Origin of the sequence: Streptosporangium vulgare (assembly GCF_042428775.1) — a bacterium.
Taxonomy (GTDB): Bacteria; Actinomycetota; Actinomycetes; order Streptosporangiales; family Streptosporangiaceae; genus Streptosporangium; species Streptosporangium vulgare.
Map to the genome: position 1 here is coordinate 129,640 of NZ_JBHMBS010000004.1, position 21,802 is coordinate 151,441.

General features: G+C 70.0%; 27 protein-coding genes. 12 read left to right on the forward strand and 15 right to left on the reverse strand.

The features are described from left to right. Positions 1 to 46 precede the first annotated feature (46 nt). Complete coding sequence (locus tag ACFFRH_RS10130; RefSeq protein ID WP_344745428.1) at positions 47 to 832, forward strand: IclR family transcriptional regulator; 786 nt, start codon at positions 47 to 49, stop codon at positions 830 to 832. Between the two features lie 42 nt (positions 833 to 874). Next, entirely contained in the window at positions 875 to 1,855 is a 981-nt protein-coding gene (locus ACFFRH_RS10135) for a sugar kinase (RefSeq protein WP_344745427.1), read from the forward strand. 206 nt (positions 1,856 to 2,061) lie between these two features. Here the strand turns inward: ACFFRH_RS10135 and ACFFRH_RS10140 are convergent, their stop codons facing one another. From ACFFRH_RS10140 to ACFFRH_RS10150, 3 genes are all read right to left on the reverse strand, one after another. Beyond that, positions 2,062 to 3,315 (reverse strand): TolB-like translocation protein, encoded by a 1,254-nt coding sequence (locus tag ACFFRH_RS10140; protein WP_344745426.1) that lies wholly within the window; start codon positions 3,313 to 3,315, stop codon positions 2,062 to 2,064. Beyond that, positions 3,312 to 3,812 carry a SigE family RNA polymerase sigma factor gene (locus tag ACFFRH_RS10145; RefSeq protein ID WP_344745425.1) on the reverse strand — a complete coding sequence of 167 codons (501 nt, stop codon included), beginning with the start codon at positions 3,810 to 3,812 and terminating at the stop codon, positions 3,312 to 3,314. The genes ACFFRH_RS10140 and ACFFRH_RS10145 overlap by 4 nt, the downstream gene beginning before the upstream one ends. Before the next feature lie 169 nt (positions 3,813 to 3,981). Continuing rightward, on the reverse strand, positions 3,982 to 4,299 hold the full coding sequence (locus ACFFRH_RS10150) for a hypothetical protein (RefSeq protein ID WP_344745424.1): 318 nt from the start codon (positions 4,297 to 4,299) through the stop codon (positions 3,982 to 3,984). Positions 4,300 to 4,405: 106 nt separating this feature from the next. On the opposite strand from ACFFRH_RS10150, the gene ACFFRH_RS10155 reads away from it, so the two are divergent. From ACFFRH_RS10155 to ACFFRH_RS10165, 3 genes are all read left to right on the forward strand, one after another. Beyond that, complete coding sequence (locus ACFFRH_RS10155; RefSeq protein WP_344745423.1) at positions 4,406 to 5,107, forward strand: DUF998 domain-containing protein; 702 nt, start codon at positions 4,406 to 4,408, stop codon at positions 5,105 to 5,107. A 306-nt stretch (positions 5,108 to 5,413) separates the two neighbouring features. After that, the gene (locus ACFFRH_RS10160) at positions 5,414 to 6,142 is read left to right on the forward strand and encodes a response regulator (protein ID WP_344745422.1); all 729 of its coding nucleotides are present in this window, start codon (positions 5,414 to 5,416) and stop codon (positions 6,140 to 6,142) included. Next, on the forward strand, positions 6,136 to 7,365 hold the full coding sequence (locus ACFFRH_RS10165; protein ID WP_344745421.1) for a sensor histidine kinase: 1,230 nt from the start codon (positions 6,136 to 6,138) through the stop codon (positions 7,363 to 7,365). The genes ACFFRH_RS10160 and ACFFRH_RS10165 overlap by 7 nt, the downstream gene beginning before the upstream one ends. Here the strand turns inward: ACFFRH_RS10165 and ACFFRH_RS10170 are convergent. Then, a complete protein-coding gene (locus ACFFRH_RS10170) occupies positions 7,314 to 8,027 on the reverse strand; it encodes a hypothetical protein (RefSeq protein ID WP_344745420.1) in 714 nt (237 codons plus the stop codon). The two genes, ACFFRH_RS10165 and ACFFRH_RS10170, sit on opposite strands and share 52 nt — an antisense overlap. A gap of 322 nt (positions 8,028 to 8,349) precedes the next feature. Here ACFFRH_RS10170 and ACFFRH_RS10175 point away from each other — a divergent pair, with 322 nt between their 5' ends. Then, a complete protein-coding gene (locus ACFFRH_RS10175) occupies positions 8,350 to 9,720 on the forward strand; it encodes an MFS transporter (protein ID WP_344745419.1) in 1,371 nt (456 codons plus the stop codon). A gap of 131 nt (positions 9,721 to 9,851) precedes the next feature. Further along, positions 9,852 to 10,226, forward strand: a complete 375-nt coding sequence (locus ACFFRH_RS10180; RefSeq protein WP_386155857.1) for a DUF427 domain-containing protein — start codon at positions 9,852 to 9,854, stop codon at positions 10,224 to 10,226. A gap of 120 nt (positions 10,227 to 10,346) precedes the next feature. On the opposite strand, the gene ACFFRH_RS10185 is transcribed toward ACFFRH_RS10180, so the two are convergent. Next, on the reverse strand, positions 10,347 to 11,030 hold the full coding sequence (locus ACFFRH_RS10185; protein WP_386155859.1) for a hypothetical protein: 684 nt from the start codon (positions 11,028 to 11,030) through the stop codon (positions 10,347 to 10,349). Between the two features lie 542 nt (positions 11,031 to 11,572). Between ACFFRH_RS10185 and ACFFRH_RS10190 the strand changes: the two genes are divergently transcribed. Further along, complete coding sequence (locus ACFFRH_RS10190; protein ID WP_344745416.1) at positions 11,573 to 12,100, forward strand: hypothetical protein; 528 nt, start codon at positions 11,573 to 11,575, stop codon at positions 12,098 to 12,100. A 126-nt stretch (positions 12,101 to 12,226) separates the two neighbouring features. Further along, the gene (locus tag ACFFRH_RS10195; RefSeq protein WP_344745415.1) at positions 12,227 to 12,886 is read left to right on the forward strand and encodes a rhomboid family intramembrane serine protease; all 660 of its coding nucleotides are present in this window, start codon (positions 12,227 to 12,229) and stop codon (positions 12,884 to 12,886) included. A gap of 101 nt (positions 12,887 to 12,987) precedes the next feature. Here the strand turns inward: ACFFRH_RS10195 and ACFFRH_RS10200 are convergent, their stop codons facing one another. From ACFFRH_RS10200 to ACFFRH_RS10215, 4 genes are all read right to left on the reverse strand, one after another. Further along, positions 12,988 to 13,440, reverse strand: coding sequence for an NUDIX domain-containing protein (locus tag ACFFRH_RS10200; protein ID WP_344745414.1), 453 nt, complete (start codon positions 13,438 to 13,440; stop codon positions 12,988 to 12,990). Between the two features lie 78 nt (positions 13,441 to 13,518). Further along, positions 13,519 to 14,223 (reverse strand): class I SAM-dependent methyltransferase, encoded by a 705-nt coding sequence (locus tag ACFFRH_RS10205; protein WP_344745413.1) that lies wholly within the window; start codon positions 14,221 to 14,223, stop codon positions 13,519 to 13,521. A gap of 59 nt (positions 14,224 to 14,282) precedes the next feature. After that, on the reverse strand, positions 14,283 to 14,489 hold the full coding sequence (locus tag ACFFRH_RS10210) for a DUF397 domain-containing protein (RefSeq protein ID WP_344745412.1): 207 nt from the start codon (positions 14,487 to 14,489) through the stop codon (positions 14,283 to 14,285). Next, complete coding sequence (locus tag ACFFRH_RS10215) at positions 14,480 to 15,307, reverse strand: helix-turn-helix domain-containing protein (RefSeq protein WP_344745411.1); 828 nt, start codon at positions 15,305 to 15,307, stop codon at positions 14,480 to 14,482. Before ACFFRH_RS10215 ends, ACFFRH_RS10210 begins: the two co-directional genes overlap by 10 nt. A 292-nt stretch (positions 15,308 to 15,599) precedes the next feature. Here ACFFRH_RS10215 and ACFFRH_RS10220 point away from each other — a divergent pair, with 292 nt between their 5' ends. Further along, on the forward strand, positions 15,600 to 15,890 hold the full coding sequence (locus ACFFRH_RS10220; protein ID WP_386155862.1) for a hypothetical protein: 291 nt from the start codon (positions 15,600 to 15,602) through the stop codon (positions 15,888 to 15,890). A gap of 68 nt (positions 15,891 to 15,958) precedes the next feature. Next, positions 15,959 to 16,438, forward strand: coding sequence for an ATP-binding protein (locus ACFFRH_RS10225; RefSeq protein ID WP_344745409.1), 480 nt, complete (start codon positions 15,959 to 15,961; stop codon positions 16,436 to 16,438). On the opposite strand, the gene ACFFRH_RS10230 is transcribed toward ACFFRH_RS10225, so the two are convergent. The 3 genes from ACFFRH_RS10230 to ACFFRH_RS10240 form a co-directional block, all read right to left on the reverse strand. Then, complete coding sequence (locus ACFFRH_RS10230) at positions 16,439 to 16,861, reverse strand: type II toxin-antitoxin system VapC family toxin (RefSeq protein ID WP_386155865.1); 423 nt, start codon at positions 16,859 to 16,861, stop codon at positions 16,439 to 16,441. Continuing rightward, positions 16,861 to 17,112, reverse strand: a complete 252-nt coding sequence (locus tag ACFFRH_RS10235) for a type II toxin-antitoxin system Phd/YefM family antitoxin (protein ID WP_344745407.1) — start codon at positions 17,110 to 17,112, stop codon at positions 16,861 to 16,863. Before ACFFRH_RS10235 ends, ACFFRH_RS10230 begins: the two co-directional genes overlap by 1 nt. Positions 17,113 to 17,261: 149 nt before the next feature. Then, positions 17,262 to 17,843 (reverse strand): hypothetical protein, encoded by a 582-nt coding sequence (locus ACFFRH_RS10240; RefSeq protein WP_344745406.1) that lies wholly within the window; start codon positions 17,841 to 17,843, stop codon positions 17,262 to 17,264. Between the two features lie 203 nt (positions 17,844 to 18,046). Here ACFFRH_RS10240 and ACFFRH_RS10245 point away from each other — a divergent pair, with 203 nt between their 5' ends. Then, positions 18,047 to 19,333, forward strand: a complete 1,287-nt coding sequence (locus tag ACFFRH_RS10245; RefSeq protein ID WP_386155867.1) for a hydroxyacid-oxoacid transhydrogenase — start codon at positions 18,047 to 18,049, stop codon at positions 19,331 to 19,333. An 11-nt stretch (positions 19,334 to 19,344) separates the two neighbouring features. On the opposite strand, the gene ACFFRH_RS10250 is transcribed toward ACFFRH_RS10245, so the two are convergent. From ACFFRH_RS10250 to ACFFRH_RS10260, 3 genes are all read right to left on the reverse strand, one after another. Continuing rightward, positions 19,345 to 19,926 (reverse strand): DUF5994 family protein, encoded by a 582-nt coding sequence (locus tag ACFFRH_RS10250; RefSeq protein WP_344745404.1) that lies wholly within the window; start codon positions 19,924 to 19,926, stop codon positions 19,345 to 19,347. 272 nt (positions 19,927 to 20,198) lie between these two features. After that, on the reverse strand, positions 20,199 to 21,026 hold the full coding sequence (locus ACFFRH_RS10255; protein WP_386155870.1) for an ABC transporter permease: 828 nt from the start codon (positions 21,024 to 21,026) through the stop codon (positions 20,199 to 20,201). Between the two features lie 9 nt (positions 21,027 to 21,035). Then, positions 21,036 to 21,797 carry an ABC transporter permease gene (locus ACFFRH_RS10260; RefSeq protein WP_386155872.1) on the reverse strand — a complete coding sequence of 254 codons (762 nt, stop codon included), beginning with the start codon at positions 21,795 to 21,797 and terminating at the stop codon, positions 21,036 to 21,038. Between the last annotated feature and the right edge of the window lie 5 nt (positions 21,798 to 21,802).

The window sequence follows — 21,802 nt, forward strand, 5'->3', positions numbered from 1 at the left end:
TACCTTGACCAGGTATTCGATTGCCGGATCACCATGGGAGGCCGCGATGGGTGGGCCCGCCCCCGAGCGCAACCAGTCGGCCTCGCTCCGCCGCGCCCTCGCCGTCCTCGCGCACGTGCGCGACCACGCGGGCGCGGGCCACGGCCTGTCGCTCACCCGGCTCGCCGAGGCGCTCGACCTGTCCAAGAGCACGGTGCTCCGGCTCACCGCCCCGCTCATCGAGGCCAGGCTCCTGGAACGCGACCGCAAGAGCGGCGCCTACCGGCTGGGCAGCGGCGCCCTGCGCCTCGGGCAGGCGTACCTGTCCACCCTCGACCTGCGGACGGTCGCCGCCGAGGAGTCGCACCGCCTGATGGCGGAGGTCAGGGAGACCGTCCACCTCGTGGTCTACGACCCGCCCGACGTGGTCTACATCGACAAGGTCGAGAACGAGACCAACGTGCGCATGGCCTCGCGCATCGGCAGCCGCAACCCCGTCTACCGCACCGCCGTGGGCAAGGCGATCCTCGCCTGGCAGCCGGAGGAGGCCGTCGAGGAGATCGTGGCCGCCGGGATGCCGCACGTCACCCGGTACACCATCACCGACGCCGCGCGCCTGCGCGCCGAGCTGGGCCGGATCCGGCAGCGGGGCTACTCGGTCGACGACCGGGAGAACGAGCCCGAGGTGCGCTGCGTCGCGGCGCCGATCTTCAACCACAACGACGTCGCCACCTCGGCCATCTCCATCTCGGGTCTCACCTCCCGGATCACCGCCGCACGGGTGCGAGACCTGGGTCCCCTGGTGGCCGAGGCGGCCCTGCGCATCTCCAGAAAGCTCGGCTCGACCCGATGATCGACGAAGTCAGCCCGCCGACTCCCTAAGGACCCGTTTTCCATGACTGACCTGGTAACGCTCGGTGAGAGCATGGCCCTGTTCACCGCGCGGCGCACCGGCCCGCTCAGGCACGCCCGCGACTTCGGACTCGGCGTGGGCGGCGCGGAGTCGAACGTGGCCATCGGCGTCTCCCGCCTCGGCGGGCGCGCGGCCTGGATCGGCAGGGTGGGCGCCGACGAGTTCGGCGAGCTGCTGCGCTCGACGCTGGCCGGTGAGGGCGTCGACGTGCGGGGGATGCGGGTCGACCCCGGGGCGCCCACCGGCCTGATGATCAAGAGCAGGCGCACGGCGGAGATGGTCGACGTGCGCTACTACCGCTCGGCGAGCGCCGGATCCCGGCTGTGCCCCTCCGACCTGGACGTCTCGCTGATCCGCTCGGCGCGCGTGCTGCACGTCACGGGCATCACGCTCGCGCTGTCGGCGTCCGCCGCCGAGGCGGTGCGGGCCGCGATCGCCGAGGCCCGCGACGCGGGCGTGACCGTGTCGATGGACGTCAACTACCGCCGCGCCCTGTGGACGCCCGCCGAGGCGTCCGCCGCGCTGCGCGAGACCGTCGCCTCGGTGGACGTCCTGTTCGCGACCGAGGGCGAGGCCCGGCTGGTCGTCGAGGGCGACGACCCGCTCACCTTGGCCGGGGCCCTGTCGGCCCTCGGCCCGCGCCACGTCCTCGTCAAGCGCGGCGCCCTCGGCGCGATCGAGCTCTCCGACGGCGCCGTGCGGCACGCGGAGCCCTACCGGGTCGTCGAGCTCGACCCGGTGGGCGCCGGGGACGCCTTCGCCGCGGGCTGGATCGCCGAGACCCTCGCCGGGGCGGCCCCCGAACGGCGGCTGGCCACGGCCTGCGCCGCGGGGGCCTTCGCCGTCACCGCCGACGGCGACTGGGAGAGCCTGCCCCGCCGCGCCGACCTGGACCTGCTGCGCCCGTCCGGCACGGCCGACGCGGCCGACGCCACCGGCACCGTCGACGCGGTCAGCCGCTGACCCGTGCCCGTCCCGGGCGGCCTCGATCCGTACCCGGAGGCGGCCCGCCGCTCGAAGAGCATCGGAGGACGCCTCGGCGCCGGCTCTCTCCCCCCGGTGGGCGACCGCCCCGCCCCGTGCGTCTCGCAGGGGCGGAACCGAGCGGGAGCGGGACCGAGCGGGAGCGGGACCGAGGACGAGGACGCCGGGCCCGGGACGAAGGTGCCCTAGTTGATCTTACCGAGGTCGATGACCACGATCTGGTCCCCGATCCTGTAGCTGACCAGCCGTTCGTTGCCCATCATGGGGGCCGTCAGCTTCACACCCTCGCCCTCGGCGGGATGGATCCCAAGATCACCGGACCTGCCGGTGACCATGTCGTGCAGGATGCTGCCGCGCCTCTCCCCCTTGCGGTAGGTCGAGCCGTGGAAGCGGTCCACGGCCCGGCCGGGCAGCAGGTTCAGCCTGAACGACGGTTCCCGCTCGCGGGAACCGTCGCGCAGCCGGTAGAAGGACTTGCCGTCGGCCTTCCTGCCGACGCACGCGATCAGCCCGCATCGCACGTCACGCTCGCCGGGGTTGATCAGGGCCGTGCGCCTCTCCCCGGTCTCCACGTTGAGCAGCTCCGCGAAGGTCGGTTCGGCGTGTTCGAATATCCCGCCCGAGCCGACCCACGGCCAGTCCATGACGTGATACCTGTCAGCGCCCGCGACGGGTTTCACCGTCCCGCCCCCGAGGGGAACGGAGAAGACGCCGTCGCTTCTCCTGAAGGAGAAGGCGATCCTGCCGTCGCCGGTCACGGCCGGCGGGTCGAGCAACCCGGACACGTCCTCATCGTTCCGGTACGAGGCCACAAGCCGGGCCTCACCACCGGCGAGCGGGGCCGCCCACAGATCGACCACCTTCCCGTCGTCACTCTTGCGAGCCGTCCACCAGGCCACCTGTCCGGCGCCGATGGTGAAGTTGGAGGCGAACGTCACCGTCTTCTTCGGTGTGGGAACGTCAGTGATCTTGCGAATCTCGGCGTTGTCCATGTCGTAGGCGTAGATGGCGTCGGACTTCTCGAAACTCGACCAGGTCTCGACGAGCAGCGTGTGGTCGTCGATGAAGGTCTGCGGCCGGAGTTCGCGCCCGTCTGGCAGCACGGCCGGGATCTTCCTGACCGCCCGCGGCCAGACCTTCTCGGCAGGGTCCGGGATCTCGGACACCTCGCCGGGGAGGGACGGCTTCGCGCTCCCGGCGCTTGACGCGGCCATCGGGTCCGCCGTCGGGTCCAAGGGGTTCGCGGCGCCGCGTACCGTCACCGCGAGCCCGCCCGTCACCACCGCCACGGCCACAGCCGCGGCCAGGGCCCGCGCGCGCGTCCCGCGACGCCGGGAACGGGTCACGATGTGCGCGGACAGGCCGCTCGGCGCGTGCGGCGCGCGCTCGGAGGCGTGGCCGAGGGCACTGCGGAGGTTGTCTTCCAGGTCGTCGTTCATCGGGTGCTCCCGTTGGCTGCTGCGGGATGGGGTACGGCGGAGCGAAGCCTGTTCAGGCCGAGCGACGCGTGGCTGCGGACGGTCCCTCGGGAGATGCCGAGCACATCGGCGATCTCCGCGTCGGTCAGCTGCTCGTAGTAACGCAGGACGAGTACGGCCCGCTGCTTGCGGGGCAGGCCTTCGAGCGCCCGCCAGAGTCCCTGTTCCACGTCGGAGGGCAGCACGTCCAGATGCGCCCTTTCCGGAAGGTTCCAGGTGAGCCGCTCGCGACGGCGCAGCCGCCAGGCACCGATGTGCAGCCGAGCCATGATCATTCTGGTGTAGCTCTCCGGGTCGTGCTTGCGGCGCACCCGGGACCACGCCCGGTGCAGCCGGATCAGCGCCTCCTGGGTGAGGTCGGCCGCGTCGTGAGGGTCGCCGCTGAGCACGTAGCCGTAACGCAGCAGCGCATCCGCCCGCTCGGCGACGAAGTCCGCGAAACGGGAGTCGTTGTCCAATTGCCTTCGCCTTTACGAGTCCGTCACAGCTCTCCGAGTCCGTCACAACCCAGACGGACTCGGCGGCGAAACTGTTGAATCCGGAGAGAGGGACTTCGCCGGCCGTTGGCGCGGGGTCGCGGATCGCCGGCCTCCTTCGCCACGCGCCGGCCGATCCGCCACGACCCCGCTACGGCTCGAAGAGCACGAGCCGGTGCCGTGGCGCCATCTCCAGCACCACGCGGCACACCTCTCCGGCGCGGGGGAAGACCGCGTTCATCAGCACGAAGTCCTCACTCACGGTGAGCGGCTCGGACCAGGGTGAGGCGCCGTAGTTGTCGGCGGTCAGGTCCGGGAAGAGCGCCGTCAGCTCCTCGTAGAAGGCCGCCACCTCAGGACGCGGCTCACCGGGTGCGGCTCCGCTCGCGTCCCAGACGAGATAGCGGTGAAGAGCCTCCCCTGCGGTGATCGGTTCGGTCCCGAACCAGGCTCCGAGTTCAAAGCTCACGTCACATCCTGGCACTAGCCCCGGTTATCCGCCGTTGGATACTACGTCCCCCGCGGACGCGGCATCTCCACCCTGGCACCCGGCAAGTCCCCTCCGAGGAGGATCGATGCGTACCCCGGCGAAAAGCACCCCGAAGACACCGCGAGCCGCTCTCCCCTACCTGTGCGGGGCGGTGGGCGGGCCGCTGTTCGTCGTCGCCTTCCTGGTCCAGGGAGCCGTCCGGCCCGGCTACGACCCGATGCGCCACCCGGTCAGCTCGCTGGCGCTCGGCCCGTCCGGGTGGACGCAGGTCGCCGACTTCGTCGTCACCGGCCTGCTGATGCTCGTCTTCGCCGTCGGCCTGCGCCGGGGTCTGCGCGACTCGGGACGGCACTCGACCTGGGGGCCGCTGCTGATCGGGCTGTACGCGATCGGGCTGGTCGGCGCCGGTGTCTTCCCGACCGACCCGGTCAGCGGCTACCCGCCCGGCACGCCCGCACAGGGCGAGCACACCTGGCAGGGACGGCTCCACGACTTCCCGTTCTCGCTGCTCGTCTTCGTCGCGCTGACCGCCGCGTGCTTCGTGTTCGCCCGGCGCTTCGCGGGCTGGGGCGAGCGCGGCTGGGCGGTCTACTCGGGGATCAGCGGCCTGGTGTTCATCGGCGCGTTCGTACTGGCCGGGATGGGGTTCGCCCAGACCGAGGGGTTCGTCGAACTCGGCGGCCTGTTCCAGCGGATCTCCATCACGGTCGGCTTCTGCTGGGTCAGCGCCCTCGCCGTCCATCTGATGCGGACATCTCAGGGTTCCGCACCCGTACGACCGGCCTGACCGCTCTCCCACTCGCCAGGCGGCACAAGGGTGCCGGTAGACACGCCACGACAGCGTCGGTGACACGCGGAGGATTCGCCCGCACGCCCCCTGCGGCGAATCCCCGTATCGAGACCGGACGGAGAATTTCCCGCGACCGATCGGGAGCGCCGGATACACCCATGGGCGCGCGGGACTTCTCGCGTGCCGTAGGGGCGTCCACCGCGTGGCGGACCCGGAATCCACCGCGCGGCGGACGGCGGCCCGGCTCGCGTCTCGTCCGCTGAGGGGAGTCGGCGGGCGACGGCGCTCGGTAACGTGCTGCGCATGCCCGGCAGGACGCGCGACCTCGCGAGGATCAGGCTCGTCATCGCGGACGACCAGGCCATGATCCGCGCCGGGCTGCGGCTCGTCGCGGAGGCCGCGCCCGGCATCGAGGTCGTCGGGGAGGCCGGCGACGGGCTGCAGGCCCTCTCCGTGGCCCGGCGACTGCGGCCGGACGTGGTGCTGATGGACATCGCGATGCCGCGGATGGACGGCCTGGGCGCCGCCCGGCGGCTCCTCGAAGATCCGCATCCGCCCAGAATCATCATGCTGACCACCTTCGACACCGACGAGAACCTGCACGCCTCGCTGCGTACGGGAGTGAGCGGTTTCCTCCTCAAGACCTCGCCCCCGGAGCAGCTGATCGAGGCGGTACGGGTGGTGGCGTCCGGCGACGCGCTCATCGACCCGGCGGCCACCCCGCGGGTGATCACCTCGTTCGCCGCGCGCCGCGAACAGGGCGTGCCGCCCTCTCCGCCTTCCCCGTCCTCCCCGTCCTCGCCTCCCGAGCTGTCCGCGTTCACCCGGCGCGAGCGGGAGGTGCTGTGCCTGATGGCCAGGGGCATGTCCGACGTCGAGATCTCGGGCGAGTTGCATGTCAGCGACGTGACCACGAGGACCTACGTCGCCCGGGTGCTGCGCAAGCTCGGCGTGCGGGACCGGATCCAGGCCGTCGTGTTCGCCTACGAGGCCGGGGTCGTGCGGCCCGGCCAACGGGACCGGCCGTGCTGAGGAGGCTGTTCGGCGACTGGCGGCCGACCGTGCTGGACGTCCTTCTCTCCCTCGCCGTGGGAACCGCCGGGCTCGTCGAGTCCTTCGGCCGCCAGGGTTCCCAGCCCGGCCAGATCGGCGACCCGGTGCCGATGGCGGCGGGCGCGGTCGTCGCCGGGACGATGCTGCTGCTCCGGCGCCGGTTCCCCGTGACCCTGCTCCTCGCGCTGATCGCGGTGGGCCTGGCCGTACGGGCGGTCTCGGGCGGCGGCTACTACGCCGCCTGGCACTTCTACTCGACGCTCATCCTCGTCCACACCGTGGCCAGCTCCACGGAACCGCGGAGCCGCCGCGGCTTCGCGGGACTGGCGTGCGTGCTCGCGGCGTACGCCTTCGTGCAGACGTTCCAGCACAACGACGTCGCCGAACTCATGATCGGCGCCGTCTTCGTGGGCGTGGCGTACGGAAGCGGCATCCTGCTGCGCCGACAGATGGACCAGACGTTACGGCTGGCCGAACGCGCCACGCGCCTTGAGGTGGAGCGTGAGGCGCGGGCCCGGCGGGCGGTGGCGGAGGAACGGGCCAGGATCGCCAGGGAACTCCACGACATCGTCTCGCACAACGTGAGCGTCATGACCCTGCACACGGGCGGGGTGCGGATGCGGCTCGGTGACGAGCACGCGCGTGAGCGCGACATGCTGCTCGGGGTCGAGCAGGCCGGCCGCGAGGCGGTCGAGGAGCTCCGGCTCATGCTGGGGGTGCTCCGCGGGACCGGCGCCCCCGGCTCCGGCGCCCTCCAGCCGGGCCTGGACCAGCTGGACGAGCTGGTCACGCACGTCAGGGAGGCCGGGCTGGACGTTCGCCTCCGGATCGCCGGCGAGCCTCGGCCCCTGCCTCCGGGGCTCGGGCTGTCGGCCTACCGCGTGATCCAGGAGGCTCTGACGAACGTGTTGAAGCACGCCCACGCCACCGGGGCCGACGTCGTCATCACCTACGGCCGGACCGGGCTGGACGTGGAGATCACCGACGACGGCACGGGCGGCGGTCCTGACGGACCCGGCTCCGACGGACACGGCTTCGACGGACACGGCTCTGACGGACACGGCTCTGACGGACACGGCCTCATCGGGATGCGTGAGCGGGCCGCGATGCACGGTGGTGAGCTGTCCGCCGGTTCCGTGCCCGGCGGCGGTTACGGGGTGGTCGCCCGCTTCCCGCTGGAGGCCCCGGTGGGAGTCCGCTGAGCCACCGCCTCCTCCCCGGCCCACTCCGCGTCGCTCATCCGCAGCATCCGCAGCCCGATCGCGCCGGAGCCGGCCAGGTAGAGCAGGCCACCCGCGACCGTGCCGATCGGGAAGACCGGCGCGAAGAGGATGCCCGCGAGCATCGCGAAGGGAGCCGCCCACGCCCACCACGGCCCGCGACGGGCGTAGGCCAGGGCCAGGCCGAGCAGGAACAGGCCCAGCAGCCCGAGGAAGCCCGGGATCTGGAATCCGAAGGTGGCGCCGGGGTCGGCGAACGCCTCGTCGGCGAGCCGCGCGCCCTGGGCGGGCGGCAGGGCGCGTTCGAGGCGGGAGTAGAAGAAGTCACCCAGCATCAGCCCGGAGAAGTTCACGACACCGAGCAGCGCGAGACCGCCGGCGAGGTGTCCGAAGACGACTCCCCGGTGCCGGATGAGGTGGATCATCCCGATGATCCCCGGGACCATCAGCACCCAGCTCCAGTGCAGGAGCGAGGCACTGACCGAGACCTGCTCCGGATACCTCCCGTAGACGCCGACGGTGTCACCGCCCTGCCGGAGCGCCGGGTCGGCGACGATGCCCGCGATGTAGACGAGCGGCGCGACGACAAGGCACGCGCCTGCCACCGATCTGCGAAAACCGAGCGGGTTGGAGAGTACTGACATGCGATCTTCCCTTGCGTTCCGGCCCGCACCGGGTGGGCGGGGAACGGGAACGCTAGGCGGCGACGGCGTCGCGGGCGTCCTCCGCATGGCCTATCCCCGCTCCCCCGCACAGCGGACCGGGCGTCTCCGAGCTCCCACAGCGGACCGCACGTCTCCGCACTCCCTCCACAGCGGACCACACATCTCCGTACGCCCCTCCACAGCGGACCACACCCCTCCGCTCGCGACTCGGATGCCGAACCGGGCGGGACCCTGGCCGGGCTCACGCCCCGGTCATCGCCTCATCGACGCGTCCGTCCGAAGATCCCGGTAGCGTCCGGCTATGGCCACTGACGAAGGGGAAACCCCGGCACCGCCGGAGAAGACCGATGACGGTCATCGTCCTTCGTCCCGGCCATGGCCGGTTCTGCGGAGGCATCCCGACTTCCGCCGGCTCTTCGTCGGCAACTCCACCTCGCTGCTCGGATCGAGCGTCACCACGGTGGCGCTGCCGTTGACAGCGGTCGTCCACCTGAACGCCTCACCCGCCCAGATGGGACTTCTCGGTGCGGCGGCGTTGCTTCCGCACCTCGTCCTGGGGCTGCCCGCCGGGGTGTGGGTGGACCGCATGCCCTACCGGCGGACCCTCGTCCTGGCGGACCTGGCGCAGACCCTGCTGCTGGGCTCGGTCCCGGTCGCGGCCGTGCTCGGGGTGCTGCAGATGTGGCATCTGTACGTCGTGATGGTTCTCACCGGCGTCTGCGGCCTCTTCGAGACCGTGACCGCTCAGTCGTTCACCCCCCTGCTGGTGCCACGGGAGCAGTTGTTGCCGGCCAACAGCGCGCTCATGCTGAGCAACACGACCGTCGCCACGACCGGCTCGGCGTTGGGCGGCGTGCTGGTCTCGCTGCTCACCGCGCCGATCGCCATCGCCGTCGACGCCGTCTCCTTCCTGCTCGCCGGACTGTGCAAGGCACGCATCCGCACCCCCGGCCCGGCCGTCGCCGCCGAACGGCACGAGCGTCACCTGCGGGCCGACATCCTCGACGGGGTACGCGCGCTCTTCGCCCATCGGGTCGTTCGCGCCACGACGCTGGCGGCCACCCTCGGCGCGCTCGGCGGCCAGATCCAGAACGTCGTCCTGGTGCTCTATCTGGTCAGAGATCTCAAGCTGTCCCCGGCCGCCATCGGCGTGGTCATCGCGATCGGCGGCGTGGCGGGGATCCTCGGCGCCCTGGTCGTGGCCCCGATCACCCAGCGCATCGGCCCGGGCCGATCCTTCGTCACGGGGATGTTCCTCGCGGCCGTCTCCGGCCTGGTGCTCGCGGCCGCGGGAAGTCCCCTGTCGCTCACGCTCGCCGTGCTCGCCGCGGCGCAGGTGCTGCGGGGGGCCGGGCCCTCGCTCTACAGCGTCAACCAGCAGACCCTCCGGCAGCTGCTGACCGTCCCCGCCCTGCTCTCCCGGGTCAACGCCACCTGGAGGTTCCTCGTCTACGGGACGCAGCCCCTCGGCGCGCTTCTCGGCGGGTTGCTCGGATCGCTGCTCGGCCTCCGAGCCACCCTCGTCATCGGCAGCGGCGTGATGCTCCTCGGCACCGCGATCGCCTACGCCTCACCCCTGCGCTCGTTGCGAGAACTACCCGCCCAGGAGCATGGCGACGATCCGGCACCATCACGATCCACAACGCCCACAACGCCCACGACGCGGCCCTGAACGCTCCGGGCACCGTGCTCCCGATCCCCGTCACCGGCCGATCCCCGCCCTCGACACCGGCAGGGGGACCGCGCCGGGTTCGGGAGCACACCGGTCCGGCAGACTGGACATGACAGAAAGGGGGTCCCGCCATGACCGACAAGCCCGTCCTGCAGCCCGGACCCAGCCATCCGATCACGATCACGGCGAACCCGGCCCGGGTCGTCGTCTCGGTGGGGGGCAAGGTGGTCGCCGACTCGCGGCGCGCGCTGACACTGCAGGAGGCGTCGTACCCGCCGGTGCAGTACGTCCCGATCGCCGACGTCGACCGCTCGCTCCTGGAGCGGACCGACACCGCCACCTACTGCCCGTTCAAGGGTGACGCGAGTTACTACACCGTCACGGTGGACGGGAAGCAGGCGGTGGACGCGGTGTGGTTCTACGAGTCGCCGCACCCGGCCGTCGCCGAGATCAAGGACCACGTCGCCTTCTATCCCGACCGGGTCGACTCCATCGTCGTCGAGTAGCCGCCCGCCCGCCCCCGGGGGCTTTTCCCCGTGTTCCCCGTGGGGCCTTTTCCGGGAACACGGCCGGACCCGAGCGGCGGCCGGTGCGGGTCGCCGCTCGGGCCGGTAAGGCGCCGCCGGTCAGCTCCACCTGATCGATCGCGCGTCGTCGTTGAAGTTACGGCCGTTGATGATCGGCATGACTGGCCGGTCATTCAGGTAACCGGTCGCCGGGGGGATGAAGTTCGTGTAGGCGTAGTGGTTGGTGTAGCAGTTGGCGAAGTTCTTGAAAGAGGAGATGCGGTCCCACCAGATCCTCGGGAGATTGACCGAGTAGTCGACGTCGGTGGTCGGGCTGGTGCACCTCCGGGGGCCGCGGAAGGTGAACGAGGCGCCGCCGTAGTTGATGTGCTCGTACTCGATCCCGATCACCAGCAGAGCGCCGTCGGCCGCGGGGGCCGGCTCGGTCCCGGTGGCCTTCTCGCTGCTCCCGAGCAGCGCGTTGAGCGCGGGGTCTTCCACGCCCTCGACGGCGGTGGCCGGGGCGTCGGTGATCGCGCCGTCGGTGGCGAACCGGATCGCCTCGGTGAACGTGGAGAAGCAGTGCTCCGTAACCGGTGTGTTCGCCCCTCCGGTCACGTCGACGACACAGTTGTTGGCGGGGCCTGGGGCCGGTCCCCCGGATGCCGCGACGGCCCCGACCGACGCCTGCGCGGAGGCGATCAGGGGCAGGGCCGTGCCGAACCCCACCGCGAGGAGGCTCAGCCGCCGTACGGTGTCACGCTTGGCTCCCCGACGCGATTCGGTTCCGGTTTCCTGGCGCATTTCCATCTCCTTGCTGATCTGTCTCTCGAATCCATGTCACACTTGCCGGAGTTTCCGGCGGGGCTTTTCGGTGTCCGGGAAATCCCGCACGCCCGCTCCCCGCCTCACGTTTTCCGCACTTCTCACGCACCGGTTAACGCCGCCGTCCAACTCGATGTGGACTCTCCACTCATCCGCCACAGTGCGCCACACGCTTTTCTCCATGGAGCCCGAATCGCCAACAAATACACCATTTTGGCGGTTATTCGTGCCAGCTATTCGGTGCGCCGTGTTCGAATGTAAATGGCATACGGTTTCCCCGAAAGGCGACACGGCAATGTGAACCCGATTATCGAGGCCAGAGTTAGCAATATCCCAACAAAGCGGGCCCGTACGCATATGTCGACATAAACTTGTCGCGGCTGCCCGTCGTTCTGGGCCGTCGACCGGGAGCCCGGAACGCTCATACCGGCGCGGGCCCGCCCGGCCCCGGCGATATGCCCGGCCGTCAGCCGGACGCGGGCACCAGGAACCCGAACGGCACCTTGCGCGTCTGACACCTCGTGGATCACGTCACCTGGCAGAGCGAGAGCGGCTCCTACCGGATTTCTCTCTCCGGCGGAAAACCACAGAAGATCGCCCCGACCCCGAGCCCGTCCGCGGAACGGCTCGATCCGGACGTACGGTTCATGAACTGCGGGGCCGAATGGTGCGCGGGCGAAATGATGCCGGATTCCTACCAACTGTCCACGGTGGTAATCCAGCGCAGAAACGGCTCAGGTCGCACCACGCTCCCCGCAGCGGGGGAAGGCCCATTGATCCATGACAGGTTCGGGCTCTTCGGCCTGCCGTACGTGCACGGAGTCGAGGTGAACTTCTCCGTCAAGGATTCGGGCTCATCCGCGCTGCTGTACGACCGATGCACCGCCAGATCGGCGTGGGTCGGCGTCAGGCACGAGACCGAGGGTTCCAACGCGATCGGCCAGGGAGTGTCGGGCCCGGAAGCGCCGATCCTGTTCTGGAGGGAACGGGACAACCGATACACGGTTCTGGACCTTTCGCGCATCTCCGACCAGCCCTGCCGGAACTGAGTGGGTCAACCTCCAGAGAGCGCAGGAGCAGTAAGGCCGAAGGCGGCCACGTCCCGCTGTCGTATCTGTGATCTTTCATCTCGATACTGAACTGCGGACGAGATCCGGAGAGCTGAGGAGAAAACGGTGGACGCCAAGGGCGGCACGGCCGAGATCATGATTGCCGAGGCCCGCAAGGCGTTCTGGGTGATGGTCGGGTTCCTGGCCTTCATCTGGGTGATGCAGATCGCCAACTGGACATCGGGCTACGCGCTAGGCCAGGAGCACGGCGTACGGCCGTGGGATCCCGCGAGTCTGCCCGACATCGCGTCGGCGCCGTTCCTGCACTGGAGCTGGGAACACATCCAGGCCAATTCGGGACCGCTGTTCGTCTTCGGTTTCCTGTCGGCCTACCGGGGCGTCGTCAAGTTCCTCGGCGTGACGGGACTGATCATCCTGGTCAGCGGCCTCGGGGCCTGGTTCACCTCCGACCCGCAGAGCGTGGGCGCGGGCGCGAGCGGCGTCGTCTTCGGCTACTTCGGCTACGTCCTGGTGCGGGGCGCCTTCGACCGACATCTGATCGACATCGTGATAGGCCTGGTCATTGCCCTCTGCTTCTCCTACCAGTTCACCGGACTGCTGCCCAAGGAGGGCATCGGCTGGCAGGCGCACCTGTTCGGCTTCCTCGCCGGTCTGCTGGGCGGCTGGCTGTTCCGCGAACGGAACCGCAGCCGACCGGTCCCGGCCCCTTCACCCCGGGATCCGAGAACCGCGCTGCGGAAGGAACTGGACGATCTCGGGCTCTGACACGGGCGCCACCAAGAGCGGCTGCAACGGCGACTCGCAAGAACTTCCCGGAGTGCTTGCGAATCGCGGAATGACGGGCGCCAGGTTTTCAGCACGGGACGCTAGACGTACTCGCGCCGGATGAGAACGCGGTGTGACTCCTGGAGCTCTGCCGGCAGGTCGTCCGGGGCGAACCACCCCGCCTCCAGGATCTCGAAATCGTCGAGCTTGAGCGTGCCGCCGAGGAACTCGGCCTCGTACGCCACTTCCAGCCGCAGCCGGTAGCCGCTCCTCAGGCGGACCAGCTCTCCGACGTGCACCTTCAGCCCGGTCTCCTCCCGCACCTCGCGGCAGACGGTGTCCTCGAAGGTCTCCGACCTTTTCGCGTAACCGGTCGGGAGGCCCCACTGCCTGCCCTCCGGCCAGAAGCGGTGCTTCAGCAGGAGGACGTTGCCGTCCTGGTCGCGCACGATCCCGGTCACCCCGACCATGAACGTGGCGTGACGAAGCCAGTTGACGCGCCACTGGAGTGAGCCACTGGCCAGCCTCCAGAGCCGGACGATCAGCTTCTTCACGGTGAGTCCCCTCCGCGGGCCGGCGCCTGCTCGAAGATCAGACGCTACCCGTTCGGGCCATGACGCCAGAGCCCGGTTTCACGAATCGTTGGCGTAGTAGGAGTCGACCGCGGGCTGGCCGGTGTAGTTGGGCCCGGCGCGGTCGTCGGAGCCGAGATAGCGGTAGGGCAGCTCGACGACGCGCCGGCCCCGACAGGTGATCCGGCGACGTCTGGGGTCGTAGTCCAGTCCGGCCTCCCGCAGCGCCGAGGCCAACCGGCGCCCTGCCGGTACGCCGTCGTCCACGAGGACGCTCCGGGTGTCGAGGTTGCCGACGAGCAGGCCGTCCTCGGCGAGCCAACCGGCGGCCCGGGACAGGACACCGAGTTTGTCGCCCACGTAGTGCAGACCGTGGACGCAGGTGATCAGGTCGAACGGCTCCTCCGGCTCCCAGCCGGTGATCGAGGCGGCGACCAGCCGGAGCCTCGGCGGGCGTGACGGCCCGGCGAAGAAGTCGACCAGGTCGACACCGACGATCTCCGCCTCCTCCCCCAGGTGTCGGGAGGCCTCGAAGAGAGCACGGGCCGAACCGCAGCACAGGTCGAGCCAGCGCACCCGTCTCCCGGCCCGCATCCGCTCACGCAGGACCTCCAGCACGTCGATGCCCAGCTCCCGGCCGTACCCGTTGGAACCGGTCAGCCCCCGCTCCCGGTTCATCACCCGGTTCGCCACCACCGACGAGCGCTCCAACGCCTCGTCATCGAGCAGTCTCGCCAAGGGGATCTGCTTTCTCTCGTCGATCACCGCGTCTGTCCTGTGGAAGCCGGACCGGTGCTTGACGACGCCGCGTGTCGCGTTTCCCGTCAGACCAGCCGGTCGAACTCACCGATCTTGACGCCATCGACAAAGGTCCGCCACCCGGCGGGGGTGAAGAGAAGCTTGGGGCCCTGGGGGTCCTTGCTGTCGCGGACCGCGATGGCACCGGGCAGGTTGACGGCGACCTCGACACACTGAGCACCGTTGTCTCCGGAGAGCGATGACTTCCGCCACACCGCGACACTCAGATCCATTCCCGCCTCGCTTCCTCGATCATTTTGAGGGACATGTGCTCAGGATAGGCCCATCCACGTATCGCTTCATAGCGGTTCCATATCGGGGTTACGACACTGGGGTCGGCCGAAATCTGCCCTTCCGCTGAAGAGTCTGCATAAATCGCGTCCGGTTGCCCGTCCGGAAGTTCCGCAATCATGAAAGCGCCCATCACTCCGGAGAGGCAGAGCCGATCAACGAGTTGGATGGAGATGGAGGGACGCTGGGCGACCTCCAGTAAGTAGCCAAGCTGTTCTCGCATTACTTCGGGTCCGCCGACGTTACGGCGCAGCACACTTTCGTCGATGAGGGCGAGAAAAAGTGGGGGATTGTCGCCTTCGAGGATTTTCTTACGAAACATCCGCCCCTTAACCCGCTCTTCTACCTCCTCCGGGGTGATCCGAGGGGCATGCCTGAAGATCGTTCGGGCGTACGCCTCGGTCTGCAGGAGGCCGGGAATGAGCAGCGGATCCCACCAGCGCAGGACGAGGGCGAACGGCTCGACCTCCTGTGCCCAGCTCATGAACCAGACCGGGCCACCGTAGCGGGCGACGATGTGTTCGCGCAGGTCCGTGAAGTACGTGCTGCCGTTGGTACCGAAGAGGGCGTCGAGGCGCTCGGCGTCGGACTTGGACGGGGTGCGAGCGGCGCTTTCCAGGCGGCTTATCTGGGTCTGGGTGCAACCGAGGCGTCTGCCCACGGCGGCTTGGGAGAGCTGGGCGGCCTCGCGCAGGCGGCGCATCTCGGCGCCGAAGCGCGCACGGGGGGAGCCCGGATCCGGGGGGACCTCGTCACTCATCGCATTCCTCCCGAAATAGAGAAAAACGGATTTTCAGTTGTAGCGGCGATTCCAGACTCTGGTATGAGGAAACCCTCACCCGGCATTTCAGAGCATCCACCGGGGTGTCAATCCAGTCATGAATTCACCCGCCACGCGGGCAATCTAATCACACGCCCTCTCGGTTCGACAGGACGAAAAAGAAAGCATCCTCATACCTTTAAATCAGGAGCGATAACGAGTGATGAACGATCAGAACGACGGCCTTTCGCGTCTCGGTCGTGTTCGTCGTGGGCATCCGGAGGACGGGAGCGTGACGGCGGTCGAGCGGCGTGCGCGATTCGTTCATCTGACCCGGCTCAGCTGGGATCTGCACGGCCTCGGAGTATGCACCTCACTGGTCCTTCCGGTGGCCGGGCAGCCGATTCTGGAGGTCCGTACGCCGACGGGCACGACACTGGTCAGGATCACGGTCGTCCGGCGCCACTGCGGTTGGGCGTTCGTCTGGCGGCCCTGGTGGGCACGGCTGTGGCAGCGCGGGGAATGGGTCTGGGCGGAGGCCGACAACGCGGCCGACATGATCATGTCGGCGGTGACTGCATGAGATCCGAGCGGGAGGCAGCGGGGGAAGAGGACGACCGCCCCGGACATCGCGGTGACGGAACTTCGACGATGCCACGGCAGAAAGCCGGGCGCCACGACACGATGCCGTGGGCGGGCGGGCCGTACAGCGCGTGGCGGAAGGTGTTTCCCGGGCGGGTGGAGTCCGTGCCGGAGGCTCGGGCCTGGGTGCGTGATCTGCTCGCCGGGCGAGTCGGGGCCTCGGTGCTCGACGACGTGCTGCTCCTGCTGAGCGAGCTGACCACGAACGCGGTGGCCCACTCCGACTCCGGGCGTACGGCGGGCGGACGGGTGACCGTCTACGTGGCGCGTACCGGCACGATGGTCCACGTGGAGGTCGCCGACGACGGATCGGCCGCGAGCGCGCCCGCCGTGCGCGTGCCGGAGGCCGACGACGACGGCGGGCGGGGGCTGTGGCTGGTGGAGATGGTCGCGGCCCGGTGGGGGTCACACCGCGACGGAACGAGCGGATCGGTCTGGTTCCGGATCGCCACCGTCGAGGCCGAAGCCGACAGGGCGAGGCTCACCTGATCAGGTCAGCACGTCGAACGGGTCGACGACGGACACGCCCGTGCCGGCGAAGTCCTTGGTGTTCCGGCTGACCAGCGTCCAGCCGTTCACCCGGGCCGTCGCGGCGATCAGGCCGTCCGTCGTGGGCAGCGGGCGGATGGCGTTCAGGCGGCCCCACTCCTCGGCGGCCTCCACGGTGACGGGGATGACGCGATCACCGAACTGCCGCTGAAGACCGTGCAGCCAACGTTCCAGCACTGTCGCCCGGTCGGGGTCCCGGCGTCTGCGGAGCTCGACCCCGCAGCGAATCTCACCGACCGTCAGGCTGCTGAGGTAGAGAGTGGGCCCGTGCGCCGCGGCGATCCAGTCCTTGACCCGAAGGCTGCCGTTGCGCTTGCGTGCTTCGGAGACCACGTTCGTGTCGAGGAGATAACCGATGCCCATCAGTCGAGATCGACCTTCCGGGGAAGATCCCGGTTTCGTGGGAACTCCACGTCGTCGTCCCAGTCGGGGTCGGCGAGGAGGAACCGCCCGAAGTCCGGGGCGTCGCCTTTGAGGCGGCGGTATTCGGCGATGTCGATGACGACGGCCACCTCCTCCCCGTGCCGGGTGACCACCTGCGGCCCCTCACTCACCGCACGCCGCACGACCTCGCTGAAGCGCTGTTTCGCCTCCTGGACCTGCCATCCGCTCACCGACGCCCCCTGTCTAGTCTGTCTAGACTCAGGGTAGCCTCAGAATGAGATCATCCGCGTGCTCTCCGTAACCTTCCACACCCGGACGGACCGCCCTCCGGTTCCAAGGGAGGCCCCCGGTCCCGGAGGAGGGCGGTCCGATCAAGCGGTCACCTGCCCCAGGTCGCGTTCTTCAGGATCGTGGACAGGCCCGGGGTGGCCCACTGGTCGACGACGAGGATCTTCGACTTCGGCAGGTACCACTCGCGCTGGTTGAACGTCGACTTCTGCTCGCCGCCGCTGTACGACACACACCGGCCGGGCCAGACCCGGTAGTGCGCCTTGTGCGCCACCCCGACGTTCCGGTAACCGACCACGATCGCCTTGCCGAGGACCTGGCCGTACTTGGGGTTGGTCGGGCAGCGCTGCACGTCGGAGGCCGGGTAGTACGGGCCCTGGTCGGGGTTGTAGGGCCCGAATCCCTCGGCGCCGATCTTGATGGCCTTCGGCCCCATCACCCAGAAGCTGTCACACCTGGGCTTGAAGTAGCCGCCGTTGGGCCGCGCGCAGGCACCGGTCACCACCTGGACCCGGTCCGCGGTCCCGTACACCCGCCAGGAGCTCGGGATCTCCAGGGTCAGACCGGCGCGCAGCCGGAGCAGCGCGGTGGAGGAACTCGCGGACGCGGGAAGTTGTGCCCCCAGCACGGCGGCTCCGGCGACGGCGGCCACCGCGATCGTTCTTTTCATCATGGCGGCGACGATATGGAGTCCTGGTTGTCGTTGGCTTGCAGGTTTCTTGCCCGCGAAAGGCTCCGGCTCCCTTGCCCGCGAAGGGTTCCAGGTCCAAGCCCGGCGGGCAGCTGGACAGGGGCGACATACCGCTGGGTATGCTCGCTGACGCGGATGGCCCCCGTCCGGCGACACCGGCAAGAATCGCGAGAGAGGAGCCGGGCGTGTTCACCGCTCCGAGCAATCCCGAGTCCGTCTTCACCTACGGCGCCCCCGCACTGAAGTTCGGGCCGGGCGCCTCGGCCGAGATCGGCTTCGATCTCGGGCAGTACGGCGTGCGCCGCGTCCTCGTCGTCACCGACCCGGGGGTGGCCGCGACCGGCGCGCCGCGGCGGATCGCCGAGCAGCTGGCGGGCTTCGGCATGGAGGCGCGCGTGTACGACGGCGTGCGCGTCGAGCCGACGGACGAGAGCCTGCTCGCGGCCGTCGAGCACGCCCGCGACTCCGGCCCGTGGGACGCCTTCGTCGCCGTCGGGGGCGGGTCGAGCATCGACACCGCGAAGGCGGTCAACCTGCTCACCACCAACCCGGGTGAGCTGATGGACTACGTCAACGCGCCCGTGGGAGGCGGCCTGGCGCCGTCACGGCCGCTCAAGCCGCTGGTCGCGGTGCCCACGACCACGGGCACCGGGGCGGAGAGCACCACGATCTGCGTGCTCGACGTGCTGGACCTGAGGGTCAAGACGGGGATCAGCCACGCCCGGCTCCGCCCGGTCCTCGCGGTCGTCGACCCGGACCTGACCATCTCCCAGCCCCCGGGGGTCACCGCCGCCTCCGGGATGGACATCCTCTGCCACGCGCTGGAGAGCTACACCGCCCGCCCGTACACCTCCTACGAGCGCAAGCGTCCCGAGGAGCGCGTCCCGTACTGCGGGTCGAACCCGGTGGCCGACATGTGGTCCGAGCGGGCGCTGCAGCTGCTCTCGCGGTCCTTCCGCGCCGCCGTACGCGACGGGGACGACAACGAGGCGCGGGCGCGGATGGCGCTGGCGGCGACGTTCGCCGGGCTGGGGTTCGGCAACGCGGGCGTGCACATCCCGCACGCCAACGCCTACCCGATCGCCGGTCGCGTGAGGGACTTCCGTCCCGAGGGCTACCCGGGGGACGAGCCGATGGTGCCGCACGGGATGGCCGTCGCGCTGACCGCTCCCGAGGCCTTCAGGTTCACCTTCGAGGCGCAGCCGGAACGGCACGTGCGGGCGGCCGAGCTGCTCGACCCGTCCGCCGCCAGGCCCGACGACCTCGCGGAGTTCCTGCCCGGCGTGCTGGCGAGGCTGATGCGCGACGTCGGGATGCCCAACGGCATCGGCGGCGTCGGGTACACCGAGGCGGACGTGCCCGCGCTCGCGGAGGGGACGATGCGGCAGCAGAGGTTGCTCGCCACCGCCCCGCGCCCGGTCGACGAGGACGACGCGGCCGGGATTCTGCGCCGGTCCATCGCCCTGTGGTGAGGGAGTGGCGATCAGGAGGCGGAGTCGCCCTCGGTCACCTGCCCGCCCTCGCCCTCCCAGGACGCCTGGCCCTCGTCCCCGTTGTCACCATTGTCACCGGCGGCCTGGGCGGCCGGTGCCACGCCTGAGGCGGCGGTGAGGATTCCGGCCGGGCTGGTGGCGGCCTCGGGCGTGGTGGCCAGTCTGAGCGCGTTCGCGGCGGTGCCGCTCCCGGTGCCCGGCGGGATCACCAGCAGATTGACCGGCTCCATGCCCACCGGGATCAGGGTGACCACGTGCGGGTCCATGTGCCGGAACCAGCCGACCTTGACCTGGCGGCCGGGGGCCGCGACGCGGTGCGGGATGTCGTCCCACGCCTCCAGGGGCAGGCCCACCCGCAGGACGTGCCGGTCGAGAAGCGCGTCGACGGCGGCGATGAGCCCGGGCAGTTCCACGGTGGCGTCCAGCGAGTACGGCCACCAGGCCCCGTCCACGGCGCCCCTGCGGCCGAGGGCGGGGTCCAGGCTGAGGCGTACCTCGGAGGGAGCGGTCGCGGTGACGGCGTCGGAGGTGGAGGTGGGCGGTGCGCTGCGGGGAAGAAGCTTGGGCGTCATGATCGCCTGGCCTGTCTCGGCCCCTGGGGGCCGGAGTTGCCTATCGCCTTGGGCGACGCCGACCTGAATGCCAACGCACGAGATGTCCTCGGTTTTCCTATTCTACCTCGGTTGTCGTATCCGCAGCGGGAGCGGGGGGCCGTATCTGTCGTCCCTGATCCCGCCCCCGGGCCGCGACCGGGACAGCGGCCGGGACAGCGGTCAGGGCGCGCCGAGCGGTCTCCCCTCGCGCGGACCGCGCACGGGAGCGGATCACCGGTTCCGCGCGGTCTCTAGTGCAGCATGACGCGTGCCCACCGCCTCCTGGCCACGACGAGGCCCAGCGCTCCCATGACCAGGAGATAGAGCACGCTCACGACCAGGCCGGAGTCGATCCGGCCGAGGGCGCAGCCGCGCAGCAGCTGGATGGCGTGGTAGAGGGGCAGCAGCTCCACGATGACCTGTATCACCCGGGGGTAGACGGTGACCGGGTAGAACGTCGTCGCGAAGAGGAACATCGGCAGCAGCACCAGCTGCACGTACTGGAAGTCGCTCCACGCCCTGATGCGCGTCGTCACGGCCAGTCCCGCGCTCCCGAAGGCGAAGGCGACGAGCAGCGTCCCGGCCGCCGCGACCAGGGCGTCCGGCCAGGAGACGAGCCCGAACACCGTGATCACGAGGAGGAATCCGATCGCGGTGACGAACCCGCGCAGCACCGCCCACGCCACCTCACCGGCGACGATCCCGGTGAGGGACACGGGGGTGAACAGGATCGCCCGGTAGTACCGCTCGTGGGTGAACTTGACGAAGGCGCCCTCCATCGTCTCGTACAGGGCGCTGTTCATCACCGCCGTGGCGAGCAGGCCGGGCGCGACGAACGCGGCGTAGGTGACGTTCACCCCGTCGACGTCCCCGACGAGCCGCCCGATGCCGACGCCGATGGCGAGCAGGTACAGGATGGGCTCGAAGATCGAGTACATCGCCATGGTCCACGGGTTGCCGCCCGTGTGCACCCGGAGGTTGCGGAACACCAGGAAGTGCGCGCCACCCCAGCGGGGCACGGCGGGCGGCACCCTGTCCTTCTCCGGGTCCGGCACCCTGGTCTCCAGGTTCTGCGGCATGTCGACTCCTCAGACGTGGATGTGGCGCCGGTACGTGGCCAGGGCCACCGCGACGCCCCCGGCCGTGAGCGCGGTCAGGTAGCCGACGTGGATCGCGGAGGTGAGCGGGGTGGCGGTGCCCAGGCTCAGGGTGCGGCACAGGTCGACGCCGTGCCACAGCGGCGTGACGTACGCCAGCGGGCGCAGCCAGCCGGGGAGCGTCTCGACGGCGAAGAAGGTCCCGGAGAACAGGTACATCGGCATCAGCACGAACCGGAACACCGTGTTGAGGGTGTTGAACGCGTCGACGGTCACCGTCCACGCCGCCAGCGGGGCCGCGAAGGCCATGCCGGTGAGCAGCGCGGCAGGCACGGTGAGCAGTGCCCACGGGGAGCGGGTGGCGCCGAAGGCCGCCATCACCACGGCGAACGCCAGCGCGCTCGTCCCGATCCTGAACGCCATGAACAGCAGGTGCCCGGCCATGATGTCGCGGGGTTCCAGCGGGGTCGCGGCGGCCACCAGGTAGCCCTTGTCCCGCCGCAGGGAGCTGTGGACCACGAACACCGACTCGACGTAGGCGTTCTGCATCGCCGCGGCGGCGAGCATCCCGGGGGCGAAGAACTCCAGGTAGGTCAGGCCGCCCAGCGACGCGGGGTCCACCAGCTGTCCGAGCCCGGCGCCGATGGCCACCAGGAAGAGCAGCGGGTTCGCCACGCTGATGACGATGGTGCTCTTCCAGGAACGGCGGTAGCGGAGCATCCACGAGGAGAACTCGCGCAGGAACATGGGCATGCGTC

What these genes read in the sequence shown, in the direction of transcription:
- ACFFRH_RS10130 (WP_344745428.1), top strand. Translation starts at nt 47, where the DNA reads ATGGGTGGGCCCGCCCCCGAGCGCAACCAGTCGGCCTCGCTCCGCCGC.
- ACFFRH_RS10135 (WP_344745427.1), top strand. Translation starts at nt 875, where the DNA reads ATGACTGACCTGGTAACGCTCGGTGAGAGCATGGCCCTGTTCACCGCG.
- ACFFRH_RS10140 (WP_344745426.1), bottom strand. Translation starts at nt 3,315, where the DNA reads ATGAACGACGACCTGGAAGACAACCTCCGCAGTGCCCTCGGCCACGCC.
- ACFFRH_RS10155 (WP_344745423.1), top strand. Translation starts at nt 4,406, where the DNA reads ATGCGTACCCCGGCGAAAAGCACCCCGAAGACACCGCGAGCCGCTCTC.
- ACFFRH_RS10160 (WP_344745422.1), top strand. Translation starts at nt 5,414, where the DNA reads ATGCCCGGCAGGACGCGCGACCTCGCGAGGATCAGGCTCGTCATCGCG.
- ACFFRH_RS10170 (WP_344745420.1), bottom strand. Translation starts at nt 8,027, where the DNA reads ATGTCAGTACTCTCCAACCCGCTCGGTTTTCGCAGATCGGTGGCAGGC.
- ACFFRH_RS10175 (WP_344745419.1), top strand. Translation starts at nt 8,350, where the DNA reads ATGGCCACTGACGAAGGGGAAACCCCGGCACCGCCGGAGAAGACCGAT.
- ACFFRH_RS10180 (WP_386155857.1), top strand. Translation starts at nt 9,852, where the DNA reads ATGACCGACAAGCCCGTCCTGCAGCCCGGACCCAGCCATCCGATCACG.
- ACFFRH_RS10185 (WP_386155859.1), bottom strand. Translation starts at nt 11,030, where the DNA reads ATGCGCCAGGAAACCGGAACCGAATCGCGTCGGGGAGCCAAGCGTGAC.
- ACFFRH_RS10210 (WP_344745412.1), bottom strand. Translation starts at nt 14,489, where the DNA reads ATGGATCTGAGTGTCGCGGTGTGGCGGAAGTCATCGCTCTCCGGAGAC.
- ACFFRH_RS10215 (WP_344745411.1), bottom strand. Translation starts at nt 15,307, where the DNA reads ATGAGTGACGAGGTCCCCCCGGATCCGGGCTCCCCCCGTGCGCGCTTC.
- ACFFRH_RS10225 (WP_344745409.1), top strand. Translation starts at nt 15,959, where the DNA reads ATGCCACGGCAGAAAGCCGGGCGCCACGACACGATGCCGTGGGCGGGC.
- ACFFRH_RS10230 (WP_386155865.1), bottom strand. Translation starts at nt 16,861, where the DNA reads ATGGGCATCGGTTATCTCCTCGACACGAACGTGGTCTCCGAAGCACGC.
- ACFFRH_RS10240 (WP_344745406.1), bottom strand. Translation starts at nt 17,843, where the DNA reads ATGATGAAAAGAACGATCGCGGTGGCCGCCGTCGCCGGAGCCGCCGTG.
- ACFFRH_RS10250 (WP_344745404.1), bottom strand. Translation starts at nt 19,926, where the DNA reads ATGACGCCCAAGCTTCTTCCCCGCAGCGCACCGCCCACCTCCACCTCC.
- ACFFRH_RS10255 (WP_386155870.1), bottom strand. Translation starts at nt 21,026, where the DNA reads ATGCCGCAGAACCTGGAGACCAGGGTGCCGGACCCGGAGAAGGACAGG.
- ACFFRH_RS10260 (WP_386155872.1), bottom strand. Translation starts at nt 21,797, where the DNA reads ATGCCCATGTTCCTGCGCGAGTTCTCCTCGTGGATGCTCCGCTACCGC.